We start from the raw sequence: 15,729 nt of genomic DNA, 5'->3' as shown, positions 1-15,729 counted from the left end.
ACCGATCTGGATCATGATGATCTCCTTTTCGCTTCGTTGGTCGGGCGCAGCGGGCGGGGAGTTCAGGGCAATCGGGTTTCAGCATTGTTTCATCCGTGTTTCGTCGAGGCGATTCAACCATCCTGCCGGCGAGTTGTGTGCACGATTGAACATCCGAGATCTGCTCCCTCTTAGGATCCGTGCGCCACAAGACGATCGCTTCGCTGTTCCTTAACCGCTACAGCCGTACGTTCCGCGAGGTTAAGGGCGGCAGTTGCGCGATGGTCGTGAAATGGGCGGGGTGCGCTGACGGGACCGAACTGCCGTTCGCATTCAAGATGGCGTTCCAGCCGATCGTCAACGTCGCGGAGCATCGCGTCTGGGCTATGAGGCCCTGGTGCGCGGACCAAACGGCGAAAGCGCGCACAGCGTCCTCAGCCAACTGACCGACGACCAGCTCTACCGATTCGACCAGGCCGCGCGCGTGATGGCGATCGAAACCGCGTGAAAGCTGTTCGACGACCCGCATGCGCGGCTCTCCATCAACTTCATGCCGAACGCAGTGTACGAGCCGCGCGCGTGCATCCAGAAATCGCTGGAGGCCGCGCGGCGCGCGAGCTTCCCGACCTCGAATCTGATGTTCGAATTCACCGAGAACGAGCGGATGACCAACCCGGCGCATGTCGAGAATATCGTCCGCGCCTACAAGTCGCTTGGGTTCTGGACCGCGCTGGACGATTTCGGCGCGGGTTATGCCGGGCTGAGCCTGCTCGCGAGGCTACAGCCGAACGTGATCAAGATCGACATGAGCTGCTGCGCGACATCCATCTCAGCCACCCCAAGCAGGTGATCATGTCTGCGGTGGCCGCGATCGCTCGCGAGCTGGGTATCACCGTACTGGCCGAAGGCGTCGAGAGCGAGGCTGAACTGACGACCTTGCGCGCGGCCGGCATCACGCTGTTTCAGGGTTACTATTTCGCAAAGCCGGGCTTCATGTCACTGCCGACCGTCCGGTGGATGCAAAAGCTGGATGTTTCAATTGCCGGATGACGACAAATGTGGCCGGAAGGTCGCGTTTCGCGGCGAGTCATCTCAGCGCGGTCCGGGCGTATCGTTCTTCTTCGGCGGCTGAGGGCCCGGTGAGGCGAGCCAATCATCCATATGTGCGGCCGCTTCAACCTGGCGGGCCTTTAACAACGCGGCGTCGCGAAGAGCCCCAGAGGGCAGCAGCTTCGCCTCCTCGCGCAGGTTTTGCGCCTCTTCAAGAAGGCGCTCCTTCAACGGTTTTACTTGCTTGAAACGACGCCTCATGGCGCGCTCCTTTCCCTAAGAGGAAGGCGGGAGCGCAAGAAGGCGTTCTCATCACCGATAGGGGCCAAGAGCGGTTCGGTGTTGACGGGATCATGCGCCCGATCCACACGCCCCACGAGTCCTTTATTTTGTTCGCGGCTAGGAACTTGTCACGCGGACATATCGCTGACGAAGATCGCGGCAAACCTTTCTTCACCCCCGCCAAATTGGTGAACGGTCGCTTCTGCGCGACGAGGCGCAACGTCATGCCAGGCGCGGACCCTGACGCCTGTCATCCTGCAGGCAGGCGCACCGTCGGCAGGCCAACCTCGCTCACATCCAGACTTCCTCGCGGCACCCGTCGCACCGATAGATCAGGATCGAGCGATCGCGTTTCACGTCGAGGATCGAAGTCAGGTAGCGCGTGGACGTCTCGCATTTGGGGCACGAAGGCCCAGGCTGGGAATTGTGCAGCCTCGAAGGCCCGGTTTGCTGTTCGTTACTCATCTCACCTCGCCGGAGGACTGAGTTCCTAAGTGCCAAAGTGGACATTTGTTCCATTGCCGCGCGATAGATCGCCTTTAGTTCAAATGCAGCAAGGCAGATTTGGCAGGACGCAATTTGTTCGCGCCATGCTGGGAAATGTCCCTTGCGAAAGACGCAATCGGGAAAACTTCGGAGAGTCGTCGATGTATTACGTCGCCGCTGCGTTGCTGGTGCTGTCGGGACTGTTCTACTCCGCGAGCCATCACGAGATCGGCTCGTTCGGCGTCACGATGTGTACCTATGGCAGTGCGTTCTGCGACAACCCGCTGATCGTCTTTTCAGGCGCCGCGCTGGCTGGCGCCTGGGGCATGTTCGTCAGCATCAAATAGTCCCGACCGCACGCGCTGAGGGGACAAACACCTCACTGGTGTCCATGCGCACGTTGCGGACTGCGCGACAGCCGTCCATGGTCGCCCGGTTGCGCTCGGGCATGAAGCTCAGCAGCAGCGAACGTCGCCGCGCACCGGAGCGGTTGCGGGTTGCCCCATGCGGCAGATCGGCGTCGAACACCAGGATGTCCCCTGCCTCGCCCGCAATCGTCAGGGACAGAGTCTCGTCCGGCAAGACCTGATCAAGATCCGCTTGATGAAGATCGGCTCGAAGAGGATCGGCTTGATCGCAACGGCCTTGGTCGAGATGGCGCGGAACGAGTCGCGTCGCGCCATTGTCCGGCCCGTAATCGTCGAGGAAGACCAGGGCGGCGACGGCCTTCATGCCTGCGCCATCGCGATGCAGCCGCTGGTGGCCGCCGCCTTGGAGCGGCTCGCGGCCCTCGACCTGGGCGAGAAAGAAAGGTCCGCCCAGCATCTGCGCCCCCGCCGCCAGCAGCAACGGCAGCCGGCAGGTCTGGCGCACCGCCGGATCCAGATCGACGAGGGCGTGGCGCCAGCCGACGCCTCGGGGCGCAGCCCATTGGTCGCCGGCCCCCACGCCGGAATCGAAGGCGGCGCGCAGCGCATCGCGCCAGGCTTCGGGCACCGCGCCCCGCAGCAGCAGATAGCCGTCGCGGTCGAGCGCGGCAGCCTGCTGCGCGTCCAACGGATCGACCTTTGCAGGCGTCAGAAGCTCGCTCATGGCGCTCCCTACAACCTCAACGCGAGGTTCGCAAGGCCCGCCGTCACCGCAAACGGGTGCGAGGCCGGTCCGGACGATCTCGAAAGGAGCAGGACGCTTGAAAGGAGCAAGACGCGCGCAAAAGCCGGCATCGAGTATTGTTGCGATGATGCACTTATACAGGTGTTTTGCCCGACGAGTCAAAAGCGATTAGCATAATCAGAAATAGCACCGCGAGCCCGATCGAGAACCGGCGGGGAACCTTTGGTCCCTCACTAGCATTTGCCAAAAGACGCGCCCCCCCGATCGAGGTCCTTCTTCCATGAGCGACAGTGCCCTCACCCCCACGAAATCCGCGCCGACGTTGTTGCAAAGGCTGGGGCCGGGTCTCGTCACCGGGGCGGCCGACGACGATCCGTCGGGCATCGCGACCTATTCGCAGGCCGGCGCGCAATTCGGCTACGGGCTATTGTGGACGGTGTTTCTGACCACCCCGTTCATGATCGCCATTCAACTCGTCAGCGCGCAGATCGGCCGCGTCACCGGCAAGGGGCTGGCCGCCAACATCATGAAGATCGCCCCGCGCTGGGCGGTGCTGACGCTCGTCGCCATGCTCGTCGCCGCGAACACCTTCAACATCGCCGCCGATATCGCGGCGATGGCGGAGGCGCTTTCGCTGGTGATCGGCGGCCTCAACCACGAGCACGCGCTGATCTTCGCGGCCGGCTCGACCCTGCTACAGGTGTTCATGCCCTATCGGCGCTATTCGCCGGTGCTGAAATTCCTCACTTTGGCGCTGTTCGCCTATGTCGCAACCGCCTTCACGGTAAAGATCCCTTGGAGCACGGCACTGCTCGCGGCGGTGTGGCCGAAGACGAATGTCAGCGCCGACTATTTCATGATGGTCGTTGCCGTGCTCGGCACCACCATCAGCCCGTATCTGTTCTTCTGGCAGGCCTCGCAGGAGGTCGAGGAGATGAACCAGGGCAAGCGTGACAAGCCGCTGCGCGAGGAAACGCAGCGCAAGGGCGATCCGGAGCTGGCGCGCATCCGGGCCGACACCATCGCCGGCATGCTGCTCTCCAACGGCATCGCCTTCTTCATCATCCTCACCACCGCGTCGGTGCTGCACGCCAACGGCGTCACCAACATCGGTTCGGCAACGCAAGCCGCCGAAGCGCTGCGCCCGCTCGCCGGCGACTTCACCTTCGCCCTGTTCGCGCTCGGCATCATCGGCACTGGGCTGCTCGCGATCCCGGTGCTGGCAGGCTCGGCCGCCTACGGCGTGGCGGAGATATTCGGCTGGCGTGCGACGCTCGAGGCCAAGCCGGACGAGGCGGTCGGCTTCTACACCATCATCGCCGCGGCAACCATCATGGGCTTCGGGCTCGGTTTCACCGGGATCGACTCGATTCACATGCTGGTGTGGAGCGCCGTGCTCAACGGCATCGTCGCCGTTCCGATCATGGCGATGATGATGCTGATCGTGTCGAGCAAGGCAATCATGGGCCGCTTCAGGGCCCGGTCATGGCTCGTCGCGCTGGGCTGGCTCGGCACCGCCCTGATGGCGCTGGCCGTGCTCGCTCTGCTGGGCTCGTCCGCGATCGGCTGACTAACCTTGCGACAACCTGCGCATCATGGAAATCGATATCGATCGCCTGGCGTGGGACCGCGAGCTGTTCACGCATGAGCCGGAGATTCAGAACGGGTACCTGGTCATTCCAGACCGCCCGGCTGGGGAGCACCGAGCCGAACGAGGACGCCCTTCGCGCGCATCCGCCAAAGACCAGCGGCGGGCTCCTCAACTACGGTCGCAAGAACTGAGTTGACCAAGAACTGGGCTGACCAAAACTGATCTGACTACGGCGTCACTGGATTGACGGTCGGGGACGTCTTCGGCCCCGGCCGCTCCGGCTCGACCGGCGATTTCTGTTCGGTCGGGAGCACTGCGGCACCTGCGGCGCGCGCAGCTTCTCCCGTGGTCGCATACATCGCAACGTGAGCCGGCTGCGTCTTGGCCCGATTCCATGGCCCATGATCGACGATGAGCATCGCAGCAATCGTCACGCCGGCCACAATCAACGCAATCACGCCGGGATGGCGGAGCGCTGAGGACATGGAGTTTGCGAAGCGACCAGTTGCCATCGAATGACCCATACGTTTTTCCTCTCGCAGGTTAATTCAATGAGGTCCCGCGAGTTCCGCAGTTTGCCTAGGCAAGTTCCGAGCCACCGCGTGGAACCTGACCGCTTCAAGGCAATCACTTTTTGGTATCAGGCCGCGCGTCGCCGACGAACCTGTCGCGGTTCGGCATTTTGACGGCCGCAAGCGATTTTGCATCGAGCGCGGCATCGGCTCCCACCAACCCGTTCAGGTTCAGGATATAGGCGGACACCGCATAGACGTCCTCGTCACTCAGCGATTGCGGCGCGTTCTGCGGCATCGCGCGACGGATGTAGTCGAACAGCGTCGGCGCATAAGGCCAATAGCTGCCGACCGTTCGGATCGGCTTCGGAGTTCCGATCGTGCCCTGCCCTCCGACGAGCCGATCACCCAGTCCGCCCTCGCCTTGGTCGCCATGGCACGAAGCACATTGCTGGGCGAACACCTCGCGCCCATGGCTGACCGAGCCACTTCCCTTCGGCAGATTGCTGCCGTCGCGCCCGATATCGATATTCCAGCCCGCGATCTCCGCAGCCGTCGCGGGGCGTCCGATGCCGTACAGGCTTTGCGCCTGCGCTTCGACTGCAAAGACAGACACCACGATTGCGACGGCGATGCTGCAAATCTCACGCAAGCGCATTGGTCACCTCGCCGTCGGCCGCGATGCGCCAGGGCCAGATCGCGTTGTTGTGGTAGAAATAGTTCTCGCCGCGCACCGCGAGCAGCTCGGAGAGCGTCGGCTGCACATAGTCGGTCTCGTCGATGGCACGGCTCTGGATCACGGCTGGCTTGCCGTCCCATCGCCACGGCAAACGGAAGCGCGTGAGCGCGCGCGTCAGCACCGGCTCTTGCAATCGCGCATCCTGCCAGTTCTTGCCGTCATCGAGGGATACTTCGACGCGCGCGATCTTGCCATGCCCGCTCCAAGCGACGCCGGTGATCTCGTGGAAGCCGGGCGCGCTCAGACGTTGGCCGCCCGAGGGGCGCGTGATGATCGACTTCGCCTCCATGTAGAATGAAAATTCACGCGCGGTGCCGTCCGGCAGGAGGTCGGTGTATTTCGAGGTCTCCTCGCGCGAATAAACCGGCTCCGCCGTCACATGCAGGCGGCGCAGCCACTTCACGCTCATGTTGCCCTCGAAGCCCGGCAGGAACAGCCGCAGCGGATAGCCCTGCTGCGGACGCAGCCGCTCCCCGTTCTGGCTGTAAACCAGCATGGCGTCCTCGAGGCATTTCTCGATCGGGATGCTGCGGGTCAGCGCGGCCGCGTCGGCTCCCTCGGCGACGACCCATTTGGCATCCGGCTTCAACCCGGCCTCCTGGAGCACCAGCTTGAGGCTGACGCCGGTCCATTCTGCACAACTCACCAGCCCCACAAGGTCCGACGCTGTCTTGCCGTAAGGCTTGCTGTAGCCGGGATTGCCGGAGCATTCGAGAAAGTGGACGCGCGATTCCGACGGAAAGCGCCTGAGCTCGTCCATTGTGAAGATCAGCGGGCGCTCGACCAGCCCGTGCAGCATCAACCGGTGCTGGGCCGGATCGATGGTCGGAACGCCGCCATGATGCCGTTCGTAGAACAGTCCGTTCGGCGTGATGATGCCATCGAGCTCCTGCAATGGCGTCCGGCTGGAGGCCGATAGGTACTGCTTGAGAGTCTTCGAGATGTTCTTGACGACGCCCTTCTCGAACGGTGACGGCGCGCCATAAGGGTGGCTTCCCATCGGTTCGCCCGGAGCCTTCATCCATTCCGGGATGTTGGGTGGAAGGTTGTCGGTCTCGGCGGCAGCCGATGCGCCGGCGCCCAGGACAGTACCACCCGCAGCCGCAGCGCTCCCGCGCAGAAAGCGGCGGCGAGTCGTCCCCGCGGATTTGTCGTCGGCGTCGAACGTGCTGCTCATTTGCGGATCCTCGGCTGAAGCGCGACCCGCATGAAACATTCTGCGAAGTGCATTTGCAATTCGCCCCTGTTTCAAAAATAGGCGATTTCGATCTGGACTGACCTAAATCTGGCGGCCGCGACGGCAGTTCTCTTCTTCGCAACGCACAAACGGCTCGTCCGTCACTCGCCCGGGGCGATCGCATTGCTCGGGGTGGGCCGGTCGGCGATCTGCTGGCCGAACAGGCTGCCGATCAGCTCGACCGCGGTGCGCGCGGTGCGGCCCCGCTCGTCGAGGAACGGATTGAGCTCGACGATGTCGACTGATCCGACCACGCCGGAATCGTGCAGAAGCTCCATGATCAGATGCGCCTCGCGATAGGTCGCTCCGCCCGGCACCGTCGTGCCCACGCCGGGTGCGACGCAGGGGTCGAGAAAATCGACGTCGAAGCTGACATGCAGCACGCCGTTGCTGGCCCTGACGCGTTCGATGACCCGGCGGATCAGCACGGCGACCCCGAACTCGTCGATCTGGCGCATGTCGACAACCCTGATCCGGCGCGTGCGCATCAACTCCTTTTCGAGCTTGTCAATTGAGCGCGCGCCGAACAGGTCGAGCCTGTCGGGATCGATCGGGGCGCGCGGATCATCGCCGAGCAATCCGTCGAGGCCGGGTTCGCCGCACAGGAATGCCGCCGACATGCCGTGCATGTTGGCGGTGATCGTCGTCTCCGGCGTGTTGTAGTCGGCATGGGCATCGAGCCAGAGCACGAACAGCTCGCGTCCACGCTCCTGCCAGTGACGGGCCATGGCATTCACCGATCCCATCGACAGCGTGTGATCGCCGCCGAGGAAAATCGGCAGCGCACCGGTTTTTGCGATCTCGTAGCCTCTGCGGCTCAGCACGCGCGTCCAGCGCTGGATCTCGCGGTAGTGATTGGCTTTGTCGGGGGGCCTGTCTGCGAGGTCCCGGACCTCGGCCACCGAAAGATCGCCGTAATCGACGACCTCAAAATCCAAGCTCTCGAGCAGTGTCGCAAGGCCGGCGGTGCGGAGGGCCGCAGGGCCCATCAGGGTACCGCGCTGCGAAGCCCCCATGTCGATGGGAGCGCCGAGCAAGGCGATGCGCCGGGCTCGATCCGTCATGGTCCGGTCGGTCACAGCTGTCTCCCGAGATCAGCAAGATTGAGCCAGCCTAACAGAGATTCGCATCCGTCGTTTCACGGGGTAGGCTCGCGTAAGGGCGTCTCGTCTCGGAACAAAACCTCGCGCGCCGAATTGCTCATCCAAGGCCGGTACCCGCCGTAAAGCCACGGCGCCTGTCGCGGATAGCCAAAGGTCAACTGACCCGCTGTTCAGAACGAGCGCTCGCGCGGATAGCCAAAGGTACCGGCCTCCGTCACATGATCAGCCTGGAGGTCGCGCGCTTGAGCACGGAGATCCCGCAATCCCCTTCCCATCCCGGCATGGCCGAGCGCGCCATCGATGCCGCGACGGACGTATCCCGCACCGTCGGTGAAATCGCAGGTGGCCTGCATGCAGCTGTCGACCGCATGACCTCCGCAATCGACGAAGCGCGAAAGCCCGGAAAGCCCCTCGCGACCGTTGCGGCGATCACGCGCGAAGCGCCGCTTGCCAGCCTGTTCGTTGCTTTCCTGTTCGGCGTCGCGGTGGCGCGTCGGCGCTAGATCGCAAGGGGTGTTCAGGCCGCACTGACAGCGGCGCACTCGGACGCGAGGAATTGCCGCTCGAATGCTTCCGCCGGCATCGGACGGCCGAAGAAATACCCCTGGCCTTCCTCGCATCCCATGCTCACCAGGAAATCGGCCGTAGCGCGGTTCTCGATGCCTTCGGCCACCACCGTGAGTCCGAGCTGCTTGCTGAGACCGATGGTCGACCCGACGATCGCGGCATCGTCGGAATCCGCGAGCAGATCGAGCACGAACGACCGGTCGATCTTGAGCCCGTCGAGCGGAAACTTCTTCAAATAGCTCAGGCTCGCATAGCCGGTGCCGAAATCGTCGAACAGGACGCGGACGCCGAGCTGCTGGATGCGCTTGAACATGTCGAGCACGCGGCCCTCGTCGTGAAGCAGGATGTCCTCGGTGACCTCGAGCTCGAGCAGCGACGGCGTGAGCCCCGTCGCTTCGAGCAGTCCCGCAACCGAATGCGCGAGATCGCCGGAGTGGAGCTGCGAGGGCGACAGGTTGATCGCGACGCGCACACTGTCGCCGGACAATTCCCAGGCGCGTGCCTGCCGGCAGGCGGTCTCCATCACCCAGTTTCCGATCCGCTCGGACAGGGCTGAGCTATTGACCACCGGCATGAACTCTCCGGGCGAAACGTAGCCGCGCACGGGATGCCGCCAACGGATGAGTGCTTCGGCACCGACCAGGCTGGCGTCGATCAGGCGAACCTGGGGCTGGTAGAACAGCTCGAACTCGCCGCGATCCGCGGCAAGCGCCAATTCACTCTCCAGCGTCAGCCGGTTCTCCAGCTCCTGCCTGATCGCGCTCTCGAAGATCACATGGCCGCCTCGCCGCGTCAGCTTTGCCTTGCTCAGCGCGAGATGGCCATTGCTCAGGAGATCGTCCGCGTTGTGCCCGCCTTCCGGATGGACGGCGACGCCGATGCTGATCCTGACGCGATGCTGCCGCGCGCCGGTTGCAAGCGGCGCTTCGAACGCACGCGCAATTCGTTCGGCGAACTCTGCAATCGGCTCGCCGCCATCCGAGCCTTCACGCGCAATGGCGAATTCGTCTCCGCTAAGCCGGGCAACGATAGCGCCATCCCCCGCCTGGCCTTTCAGGCGACCAGCGACCGCCTGCAGCACGAGATCTCCGGCGGAATGACCCAGCATGTCGTTGATGCTCTGGAAGCCGTCGAGCCCGATCACGAGCAGCGCGACCTCGCAAGAGCGCCGCCCCCCATCCGCAATCATGTCGGCCAGTCCGGCATGCAGCGTGTTGCGGTTGGCAAGACCGGTCAGCGCGTCGTACTCGGCGAGATATCTGACGCGTTCGGCCTCGCGCTTGCGCACCGCGATGTCGCGCAGGATGGCCCCGTACTGGAAGCCGTCCGTTCCCTGCCAGCCCGAGAAGCTCGCCTCGACCGCGAAAGTTTCACCGTTCCTGCGCCGCCCTTCGAACTCGACGACGACCGCCCCGCCGGGGACGAGGAGGGCCTGGCGTGCGGCGTCGCGCATGGACGGCCGCGCGTCACCGTCGACCGGCACGGCACACAGCGTTTCGAACGGGCGGCCGATGATCTCGGCGGGCATATAGCCGAAGATCGCACTCGCGCCGGGATTCCACACCGTGATCAGCTGATCTTCGTCGGTGCAGACGAGGCCATCGCCGAGCGACATCGCGATACGATGAAAGCGGCTTTCGGCGATGCGCCCCAGGAGACTACGGAAATCGATTTCGTCCAGTGCGATCGCCGTCAGATAAGCGACAATCGCGATGTGGAACAGCGATGTGTCGATGATGAAGGGCCATCTTGCCTGCACGAGGACTGCGACCAGCTCGAAGGCCGCCCCGGCGGAGATCAGGATTGCGACGCGAATTCCCGGCGCGAAGCGGCGCCACGAATACATCATCAGCAGGCAGATCACACCGAGGCCCAGGATCATGCCGATATCTGACGTCCAGCGCAGCATCCGGTTCTGGAGGATCGATTCTGCTGCCAGCGCCTGGAGGACGGGTCCCGAGACGATGCGCCCGTTAGGAACGCTGAACCGATCACCGAGTTCAAGCGCCGTCGCACCAACGATGATCCTCTTGTCTCTCAGCTTGTCGAGAGTAGCGGTGTCGCCGCGGAGCACGTCGACATAGGAGACGCTCGGAATGGAGGCGGTGCGAATACTGAAATCGATTAGGAAAGGCGGCCGCCGATTGGCGTCCTGCCCGGCTAGCACGACGGCCATCGACGGCATCAAGGCATCGCCGAGCTTCTCGCCGAACGGATAGCGGCGAACGAGCCCGTCGGATTCGATCGCGACATTGACGAGCGCCGGCCACGACTGGTTGCTGAACGGCTTCAGAGGCCGATTGATGTGAGCCACGCCGCCATTCGGCGTCGGTTGCTTGAAGGACGGCAGGATCGTCGAGCCGCCGACGTCACGAAGCGCCGTGACCAACGCCTCGTCCGAGCCCGGATCAGATGGCGTGCTGAAATCGACGTCGAAGGCGACGTCCTGCGCCCCTGCCGCCTCGAGCCTGTGCAACAGCGCCGCATGCAGCCGGCGCGGCCAGGGCCACACCCCGATCCGGTCGATCGAGGGCGCGTCGATGGCGACCACGACGACATTGCCACTCGCGGCACGCGATTGCCATGCGAACCGCAGGTCGGTCAGCGCGTTGCGGAGCGCACCGTGCCACCCCGTGGACAGCACCACCGCGAGCGCGGTCACGACAAGAATATGCGGCCGGTAGCGTTTCACCCGATCCTCCTGCACACCCGCTTCGGCGAGTGCGCCCCCTCATCCCCTAGGAAATCGTCTCAGTGTCTGTTGTGGCCAAAGGCATTGCCGTGGCCATTGCCGCCGCCATTCCCGTTGCCGTTACCGTTGTTGCCCCTGCCGTTGCCGGTGGCGCCGTTGTTGCCGTTGCCGGAATTCCCATTGTCGGAATTGCCGTTGCCGGAGTTGGTCTTGCCACCGGAATTTCCGCTGCCGGCGCCAGAGCCGTCGCTGGACGCACCGGCCGTGGTCGCGGCTATTGTCGTGCTCGCAGCCGACGAGCTGGTGCTGCCAGCCGTCACGCCGCTGCTCGTCGTGATAGCAGTCTGGACGGTGTTGCTGGATGCCGTCGTGCTCGCTTTCGAGTCGCTCCAGACCGTCTCGGTGCTGACGTGCGCGTTGCGCACCTGTCCGGGGGCGCCGCCGCCGTGGGCGAGCCCGTGCGTGACCTTGTGGACGTTCAGCTTGACCTCGCCGAGCGAACTCGAGATGCGCACGACGCCGGCCTTGGCAACGCCAGCGTGGGAGACGTGACCTCCGGCCGCCTGATGCGATTGCCTCGGCGCGCCGGCCGCCTTGGTGCCCTTGTCGATCGGACCGAGCGCATGGATGGCGTGGCCGTTCGCGGCGTTGCGCGGGGCGGACAGGCCCGATTTCGGCACGGGGACGCGCTCGATGCTGGAGGCGCGCGGCTTGCCGTGCTCGATCGGATTGAACGTCCCGGCACCGCTCAGGCTGATACCGGGCTTGCCGTGCTCGAAGGCTGTAGCCGCTTGTCCCGGCATGACCTGAGCAATCTGTCCCGTCTTGAAGTCGGAGACCTCAACCTGGCCGCGGAGCACACCGACCTTGGTGCTGCCCGCATTCACGGTGACGGTGAACTGCGTTCCCTTGACCACGGCGGCGAGATAGGGCGTCTCGACCTCGAAATGCTTGACGTTGCGCTTCTCGACCTCGAGCAGGATCGAACCTGCCTGCTGGATGATAGTGGTCGAGAGACCCTCCTTCTGCTCGGCCGGCAAGCCGACCACCGAGTTGGGAGAGATCAGGATCGTTTCCTCGCCACGGACGAGCAGCACGCGCCCGTTACGTCCGGTGCGAATGGTATCACCGGGCTTGAGCGCCTCCTGCTGGTTCAACGAGACCTGCTGAGCGCCGTTGGTGGCGACCCAGACCTCGCCGGTGGCCTTGCCGACCGACCAGACGCCATCGTCCGCGGCGGATGCGCCGGCGGCCGTTCCCAGGATCAGCGCAGCCACGAAGGCGCACCGCATTCCAACTTTGAACAGCATGACGATCCTCAGTCCGCGTTACAGCCAGTCCTGAGGGGTATCCGAAATCACTCAACATAGAATTAGCGGAAAGCGGCGAGCGGAGCGGACGCGTTAACGGTTCATTGACCATAAAAAATTATGAAAAATCATGTGGCTAACGAATTTTTACCGCCTCACGGGCACGTCTCCGTCAAACTACGGGGATCGGCGCGTTGCGCGCGCTGCGAAGCGGCATCTCGTGGCCACGCTGGTGCTGTTGGCGCCGTTTTTTACGGGAGTTCCTCAGGCTTTCGCGCAACAGGCGAACCAGCCGGGTTTCGATCCGCGCCAACCTGAGAAGTATTTTGAAAACCAAACCGCGCGGGAATCGCTGAGCCGTCCTCCGGTCAGGCTGCCAACAGTCGGCCAGCCCAACACTGGAGGCGATACCAGGCCTCAGTTCGTGCTGCGTGGCGTCAATGTCAGCGGAGCCCAGGCCGTTTCCCCCGATCGCATCGCCGCGGTCTACCAGCCCTATGTCGGCAAGAAGGTTTCGCAGGCGGATCTCGCCGCGATCGCCGGCGCCATCAGCGATCTCTACCGCGCCGATGGATTTCACCTGAGCCGGGCGATCGTGCCGCCGCAGGACATTGCCGCCGGCCTGGTCCGGATCCAGGTGGTCGAAGGCGCCATCGTGCAGGCCGAGCTGAAAGGCGATGGCGCCGAGCAGTTCGGCGTGAGACCGATGCTTGGGCCGGTTCTGGCCGAGCAACCGTCGCGCCTGGCAACGCTGGAACGTCAGCTCTTTCTGATCAACGGCAGACCTGGCGTCCGGATCACCGATACCGCACTGGAGGAGATCGGCGGTGCAACCGGACGTTTTCGCCTCATCGTCTATTTGAAGACCTGGCACGTCTTCTCGTCGCTCGGTCTGGACAATCTCGGCTCATCGTCGGTCGGCCCGTGGCAAACCTACGCGACCGGCGCGTTCAACTCCTACCTCACGCCCGGCGACACGCTGGCGGTCAACCTGTCGACCATCGCCAACGACCCCCGCCAGCTTGGCTTCGCACGGCTGTCCTACGACGCACCGGTTGGCGTCGACGGCGTACGTCTCGGCGGGTCCGTCCTGTACAGCGCGGTCAGGCCGGGCGATGCCCGCCGCCTCGACAGCGACATCACCACGACCGAGGCGTTCGAGCTGCGTGCCAGCGTCGTCCCATTGCAGTCGCAATCCTCCTCGCTGACCCTGACCGCGGCGACGACCTTCAGCAACGTGTCCGAACATGACCTTTACGGGCCCTGGTACAACGACCACATCAGGACCGCGAGCCTGACCGCAGATTACCGGCTCCAGGATCATTTCGGCGGCACCAATTTCGCGACGCTGACCTACCGCCAGGGCCTCGACATCTTCGGTGCTTCGCATTTCGACGACGATCTGTTGTCGCGCGATGGCGCGTCATCGAACTTCTCGGTGCTTAACCTCTGGTTCACGCGCTACCAGACGCTCAATGACGTCTGGTCGCTCAAGCTCTCCGCTGCGAGCCAGACGGCGTCGCGGCCGCTGTTCACCTCGCAGCAATTCTATCTCGGCGGCGCGGCCTTCGGCCGCGGCTATGGCGCAGCCGAGATCAGCGGTGACAACGGTCTTGCCGGCTCGCTCGAGCTGCGCTTCGACCAGAAGCTCAATTTCCGCTACTGGAACGGCTACCAGCTCTACGCCTTCGGCGACGCCGGCGCAGTCTGGAACGACGGTTACCGCCTGAGCGACGGCCTGTCGCTGACCTCGGCCGGAGCTGGCGTGCGATTCTTCCTGCCGGACGATTTCCAGGCGGATCTCGGCGTGGCCGTCCCCCTGAGCTACCGGGCGCCCGACAACGAGCGCCGCAGCCCACGCTTCCTGTTTACTCTGTCAAGTGCGCTGCGGCTCTGCTCCGAACGCGGCAAGGGCGGCTGTCTGTAACCCCTCGGCCTCCGCGCTGCGGCCCCTGACATGCGGCCCTTTTTGGGGCGCGGCTCACAGACTTGCCTAAATTTAATCCCGTAACCTGCTCACGATCGCTCGATCCGGGAGTTCCCAATGGCCATGTTCAGTCAAAAGTGATTTGAGACGGAACCATGAAAAGGGTGTTTGCAATTCTGGCGTTTCTCTGCGTCCTCGGCGTCGGCCAGTATTTCGTCGTCAGCCGGTTCGCGATCCGCCACGAGGTTCTGACCCTGTTCGACGCCGCGCGCCAGCGGCCGATTGCGGTCGAAATCGCTGTACGACGCGATTACGAGACCAAGGCCAATCTCGGCCTCTGGAAGCTCCCGCTCGCCATCATCAGCAACGGCAACACCGTCAAGGCCACCGAGTATTCCTTCCTCGCCAACGTGCTCGCCGCACGCGGTTATCTCGTCGCCAGCATTCAGCAGGATCTGCCGAGCGATCCGCCGCTGATGACCCAGACCGGCCAGCAATATGTCGGCCGGCGCGAGGTCTATATCCGCTGCGAGGCAAACATCCTCTTCACCTTGGGCGAGTTGAAGAGGCGGCAGGAGAACGCCGACTACGACCACATCACGCTCGTCGGGCATTCCAACGGTGGCGACGTTTCGATGTATGTCGCCCATCAGCACCCGGAGCTGGTGTCCAAAGTGATCACGCTCGACAATCTGCGGGTGCCTTTCGTGCTCAGCGACAACATGAAGATCCTGTCGTTCCGTTCGAAGGATCCGCATTTCGTAACCGATCCCGGCGTGCTGCCGACGCCGGAAGAGGCCAAGGCGCGCGGCATCGACATTATCCACACTGGCGCACAGCATACCGAGATGAGCGATCGCGGTCCCGATGCGGTCAAGCAGAAGATCCAGGAGACACTCGACCGCTTCCTGCGCGACAGCGCCAGCAGCGCGCTCGCGCCGGCCGATACACGAAGCCCGATGATCATGAACCCCGGCGACTATTAGTCTGGCCCCCTTGCGGCAGATCAAGGCCGCCCCGAGCCGGCCACGATAGAAAGGGCCTCGCCATCTCGGAGAGGCACGTGTCGCACTCCATCGAAAGCCTTGATACGAAAAGACCCGATACGACAAGCTTGGGCCTGCCCGCGGCAAGGACGCCG

Annotated in this window: 13 protein-coding genes and 2 pseudogenes; 7 read left to right on the top strand and 8 right to left on the bottom strand. The window is 63.8% G+C overall.

The genetic code is table 11. The features are described 5' to 3' along the window. Nucleotides 1-260: 260 nt before the first annotated feature. A pseudogene (locus tag JQ591_RS22985) lies at nucleotides 261-1,029 on the top strand (EAL domain-containing protein). A gap of 42 nt (nucleotides 1,030-1,071) precedes the next feature. On the opposite strand, the gene JQ591_RS22980 reads toward JQ591_RS22985, so the two are convergent. Continuing rightward, the gene (locus tag JQ591_RS22980) at nucleotides 1,072-1,290 is read right to left on the bottom strand and encodes a hypothetical protein (protein ID WP_211398253.1); all 219 of its coding nucleotides are present in this window, start codon (nucleotides 1,288-1,290) and stop codon (nucleotides 1,072-1,074) included. Nucleotides 1,291-1,958: 668 nt separating this feature from the next. Between JQ591_RS22980 and JQ591_RS22975 the strand changes: the two genes are divergently transcribed. Beyond that, nucleotides 1,959-2,144 carry a hypothetical protein gene (locus JQ591_RS22975; protein WP_211398252.1) on the top strand — a complete coding sequence of 62 codons (186 nt, stop codon included), beginning with the start codon at nucleotides 1,959-1,961 and terminating at the stop codon, nucleotides 2,142-2,144. On the opposite strand, the gene JQ591_RS22970 is transcribed toward JQ591_RS22975, so the two are convergent. Beyond that, on the bottom strand, nucleotides 2,137-2,889 hold the full coding sequence (locus JQ591_RS22970; RefSeq protein WP_211398251.1) for a phytanoyl-CoA dioxygenase family protein: 753 nt from the start codon (nucleotides 2,887-2,889) through the stop codon (nucleotides 2,137-2,139). The two genes, JQ591_RS22975 and JQ591_RS22970, sit on opposite strands and share 8 nt — an antisense overlap. A gap of 301 nt (nucleotides 2,890-3,190) precedes the next feature. On the opposite strand from JQ591_RS22970, the gene JQ591_RS22965 reads away from it, so the two are divergent. Together JQ591_RS22965 and JQ591_RS35390 are read left to right on the top strand one after the other, a co-directional pair. Beyond that, nucleotides 3,191-4,480, top strand: coding sequence for an NRAMP family divalent metal transporter (locus JQ591_RS22965; RefSeq protein WP_211398250.1), 1,290 nt, complete (start codon nucleotides 3,191-3,193; stop codon nucleotides 4,478-4,480). Between the two features lie 13 nt (nucleotides 4,481-4,493). Further along, nucleotides 4,494-4,692: pseudogene (locus JQ591_RS35390) on the top strand (mandelate racemase/muconate lactonizing enzyme family protein); the annotation flags it as partial. A gap of 36 nt (nucleotides 4,693-4,728) precedes the next feature. On the opposite strand, the gene JQ591_RS22960 reads toward JQ591_RS35390, so the two are convergent. From JQ591_RS22960 to rocF, 4 genes are all read right to left on the bottom strand, one after another. After that, nucleotides 4,729-5,025, bottom strand: a complete 297-nt coding sequence (locus JQ591_RS22960; RefSeq protein ID WP_211398249.1) for a hypothetical protein — start codon at nucleotides 5,023-5,025, stop codon at nucleotides 4,729-4,731. A 103-nt stretch (nucleotides 5,026-5,128) separates the two neighbouring features. Next, nucleotides 5,129-5,671 (bottom strand): c-type cytochrome, encoded by a 543-nt coding sequence (locus tag JQ591_RS22955; RefSeq protein WP_211398248.1) that lies wholly within the window; start codon nucleotides 5,669-5,671, stop codon nucleotides 5,129-5,131. Further along, nucleotides 5,658-6,929: a sulfite dehydrogenase gene (gene soxC, locus JQ591_RS22950; RefSeq protein WP_211398247.1), complete on the bottom strand. Its 1,272-nt coding sequence runs from the start codon at nucleotides 6,927-6,929 to the stop codon at nucleotides 5,658-5,660. The genes JQ591_RS22955 and soxC overlap by 14 nt, the downstream gene beginning before the upstream one ends. A 161-nt stretch (nucleotides 6,930-7,090) precedes the next feature. Beyond that, nucleotides 7,091-8,068, bottom strand: a complete 978-nt coding sequence (gene rocF, locus JQ591_RS22945; RefSeq protein WP_211398246.1) for an arginase — start codon at nucleotides 8,066-8,068, stop codon at nucleotides 7,091-7,093. Between the two features lie 242 nt (nucleotides 8,069-8,310). Here rocF and JQ591_RS22940 point away from each other — a divergent pair, with 242 nt between their 5' ends. Next, nucleotides 8,311-8,595 carry a hypothetical protein gene (locus JQ591_RS22940; RefSeq protein ID WP_211398245.1) on the top strand — a complete coding sequence of 95 codons (285 nt, stop codon included), beginning with the start codon at nucleotides 8,311-8,313 and terminating at the stop codon, nucleotides 8,593-8,595. A gap of 14 nt (nucleotides 8,596-8,609) precedes the next feature. On the opposite strand, the gene JQ591_RS22935 is transcribed toward JQ591_RS22940, so the two are convergent. Together JQ591_RS22935 and JQ591_RS22930 are read right to left on the bottom strand one after the other, a co-directional pair. After that, nucleotides 8,610-11,351: an EAL domain-containing protein gene (locus JQ591_RS22935; RefSeq protein ID WP_211398244.1), complete on the bottom strand. Its 2,742-nt coding sequence runs from the start codon at nucleotides 11,349-11,351 to the stop codon at nucleotides 8,610-8,612. 59 nt (nucleotides 11,352-11,410) lie between these two features. Then, entirely contained in the window at nucleotides 11,411-12,661 is a 1,251-nt protein-coding gene (locus JQ591_RS22930; RefSeq protein WP_211398243.1) for a FecR family protein, read from the bottom strand. A 130-nt stretch (nucleotides 12,662-12,791) separates the two neighbouring features. Between JQ591_RS22930 and JQ591_RS22925 the strand changes: the two genes are divergently transcribed. Beyond that, a complete protein-coding gene (locus JQ591_RS22925; protein ID WP_211398242.1) occupies nucleotides 12,792-14,588 on the top strand; it encodes a ShlB/FhaC/HecB family hemolysin secretion/activation protein in 1,797 nt (598 codons plus the stop codon). Nucleotides 14,589-14,743: 155 nt separating this feature from the next. Then, nucleotides 14,744-15,574 carry an alpha/beta fold hydrolase gene (locus tag JQ591_RS22920; RefSeq protein ID WP_211398241.1) on the top strand — a complete coding sequence of 277 codons (831 nt, stop codon included), beginning with the start codon at nucleotides 14,744-14,746 and terminating at the stop codon, nucleotides 15,572-15,574. The last annotated feature ends 155 nt before the right edge of the window (nucleotides 15,575-15,729 follow it).

The sequence above is a fragment of the Bradyrhizobium canariense genome (assembly GCF_018130465.1).
Classification (GTDB): domain Bacteria; phylum Pseudomonadota; class Alphaproteobacteria; order Rhizobiales; family Xanthobacteraceae; genus Bradyrhizobium; species Bradyrhizobium canariense_C.
Note: the sequence above shows the minus strand (reverse complement) of the source record. Positions and strands in the feature narration are given on the sequence as shown.

Coding starts and splice junctions, on each gene's coding strand:
- JQ591_RS22980 (WP_211398253.1), bottom strand. CDS start 1,290: ATGAGGCGTCGTTTCAAGCAAGTAAAACCGTTGAAGGAGCGCCTTCTT.
- JQ591_RS22975 (WP_211398252.1), top strand. CDS start 1,959: ATGTATTACGTCGCCGCTGCGTTGCTGGTGCTGTCGGGACTGTTCTAC.
- JQ591_RS22970 (WP_211398251.1), bottom strand. CDS start 2,889: ATGAGCGAGCTTCTGACGCCTGCAAAGGTCGATCCGTTGGACGCGCAG.
- JQ591_RS22965 (WP_211398250.1), top strand. CDS start 3,191: ATGAGCGACAGTGCCCTCACCCCCACGAAATCCGCGCCGACGTTGTTG.
- JQ591_RS22960 (WP_211398249.1), bottom strand. CDS start 5,025: ATGGGTCATTCGATGGCAACTGGTCGCTTCGCAAACTCCATGTCCTCA.
- JQ591_RS22955 (WP_211398248.1), bottom strand. CDS start 5,671: ATGCGCTTGCGTGAGATTTGCAGCATCGCCGTCGCAATCGTGGTGTCT.
- soxC (WP_211398247.1), bottom strand. CDS start 6,929: ATGAGCAGCACGTTCGACGCCGACGACAAATCCGCGGGGACGACTCGC.
- JQ591_RS22940 (WP_211398245.1), top strand. CDS start 8,311: ATGATCAGCCTGGAGGTCGCGCGCTTGAGCACGGAGATCCCGCAATCC.
- JQ591_RS22930 (WP_211398243.1), bottom strand. CDS start 12,661: ATGCTGTTCAAAGTTGGAATGCGGTGCGCCTTCGTGGCTGCGCTGATC.
- JQ591_RS22925 (WP_211398242.1), top strand. CDS start 12,792: ATGTGGCTAACGAATTTTTACCGCCTCACGGGCACGTCTCCGTCAAAC.
- JQ591_RS22920 (WP_211398241.1), top strand. CDS start 14,744: ATGAAAAGGGTGTTTGCAATTCTGGCGTTTCTCTGCGTCCTCGGCGTC.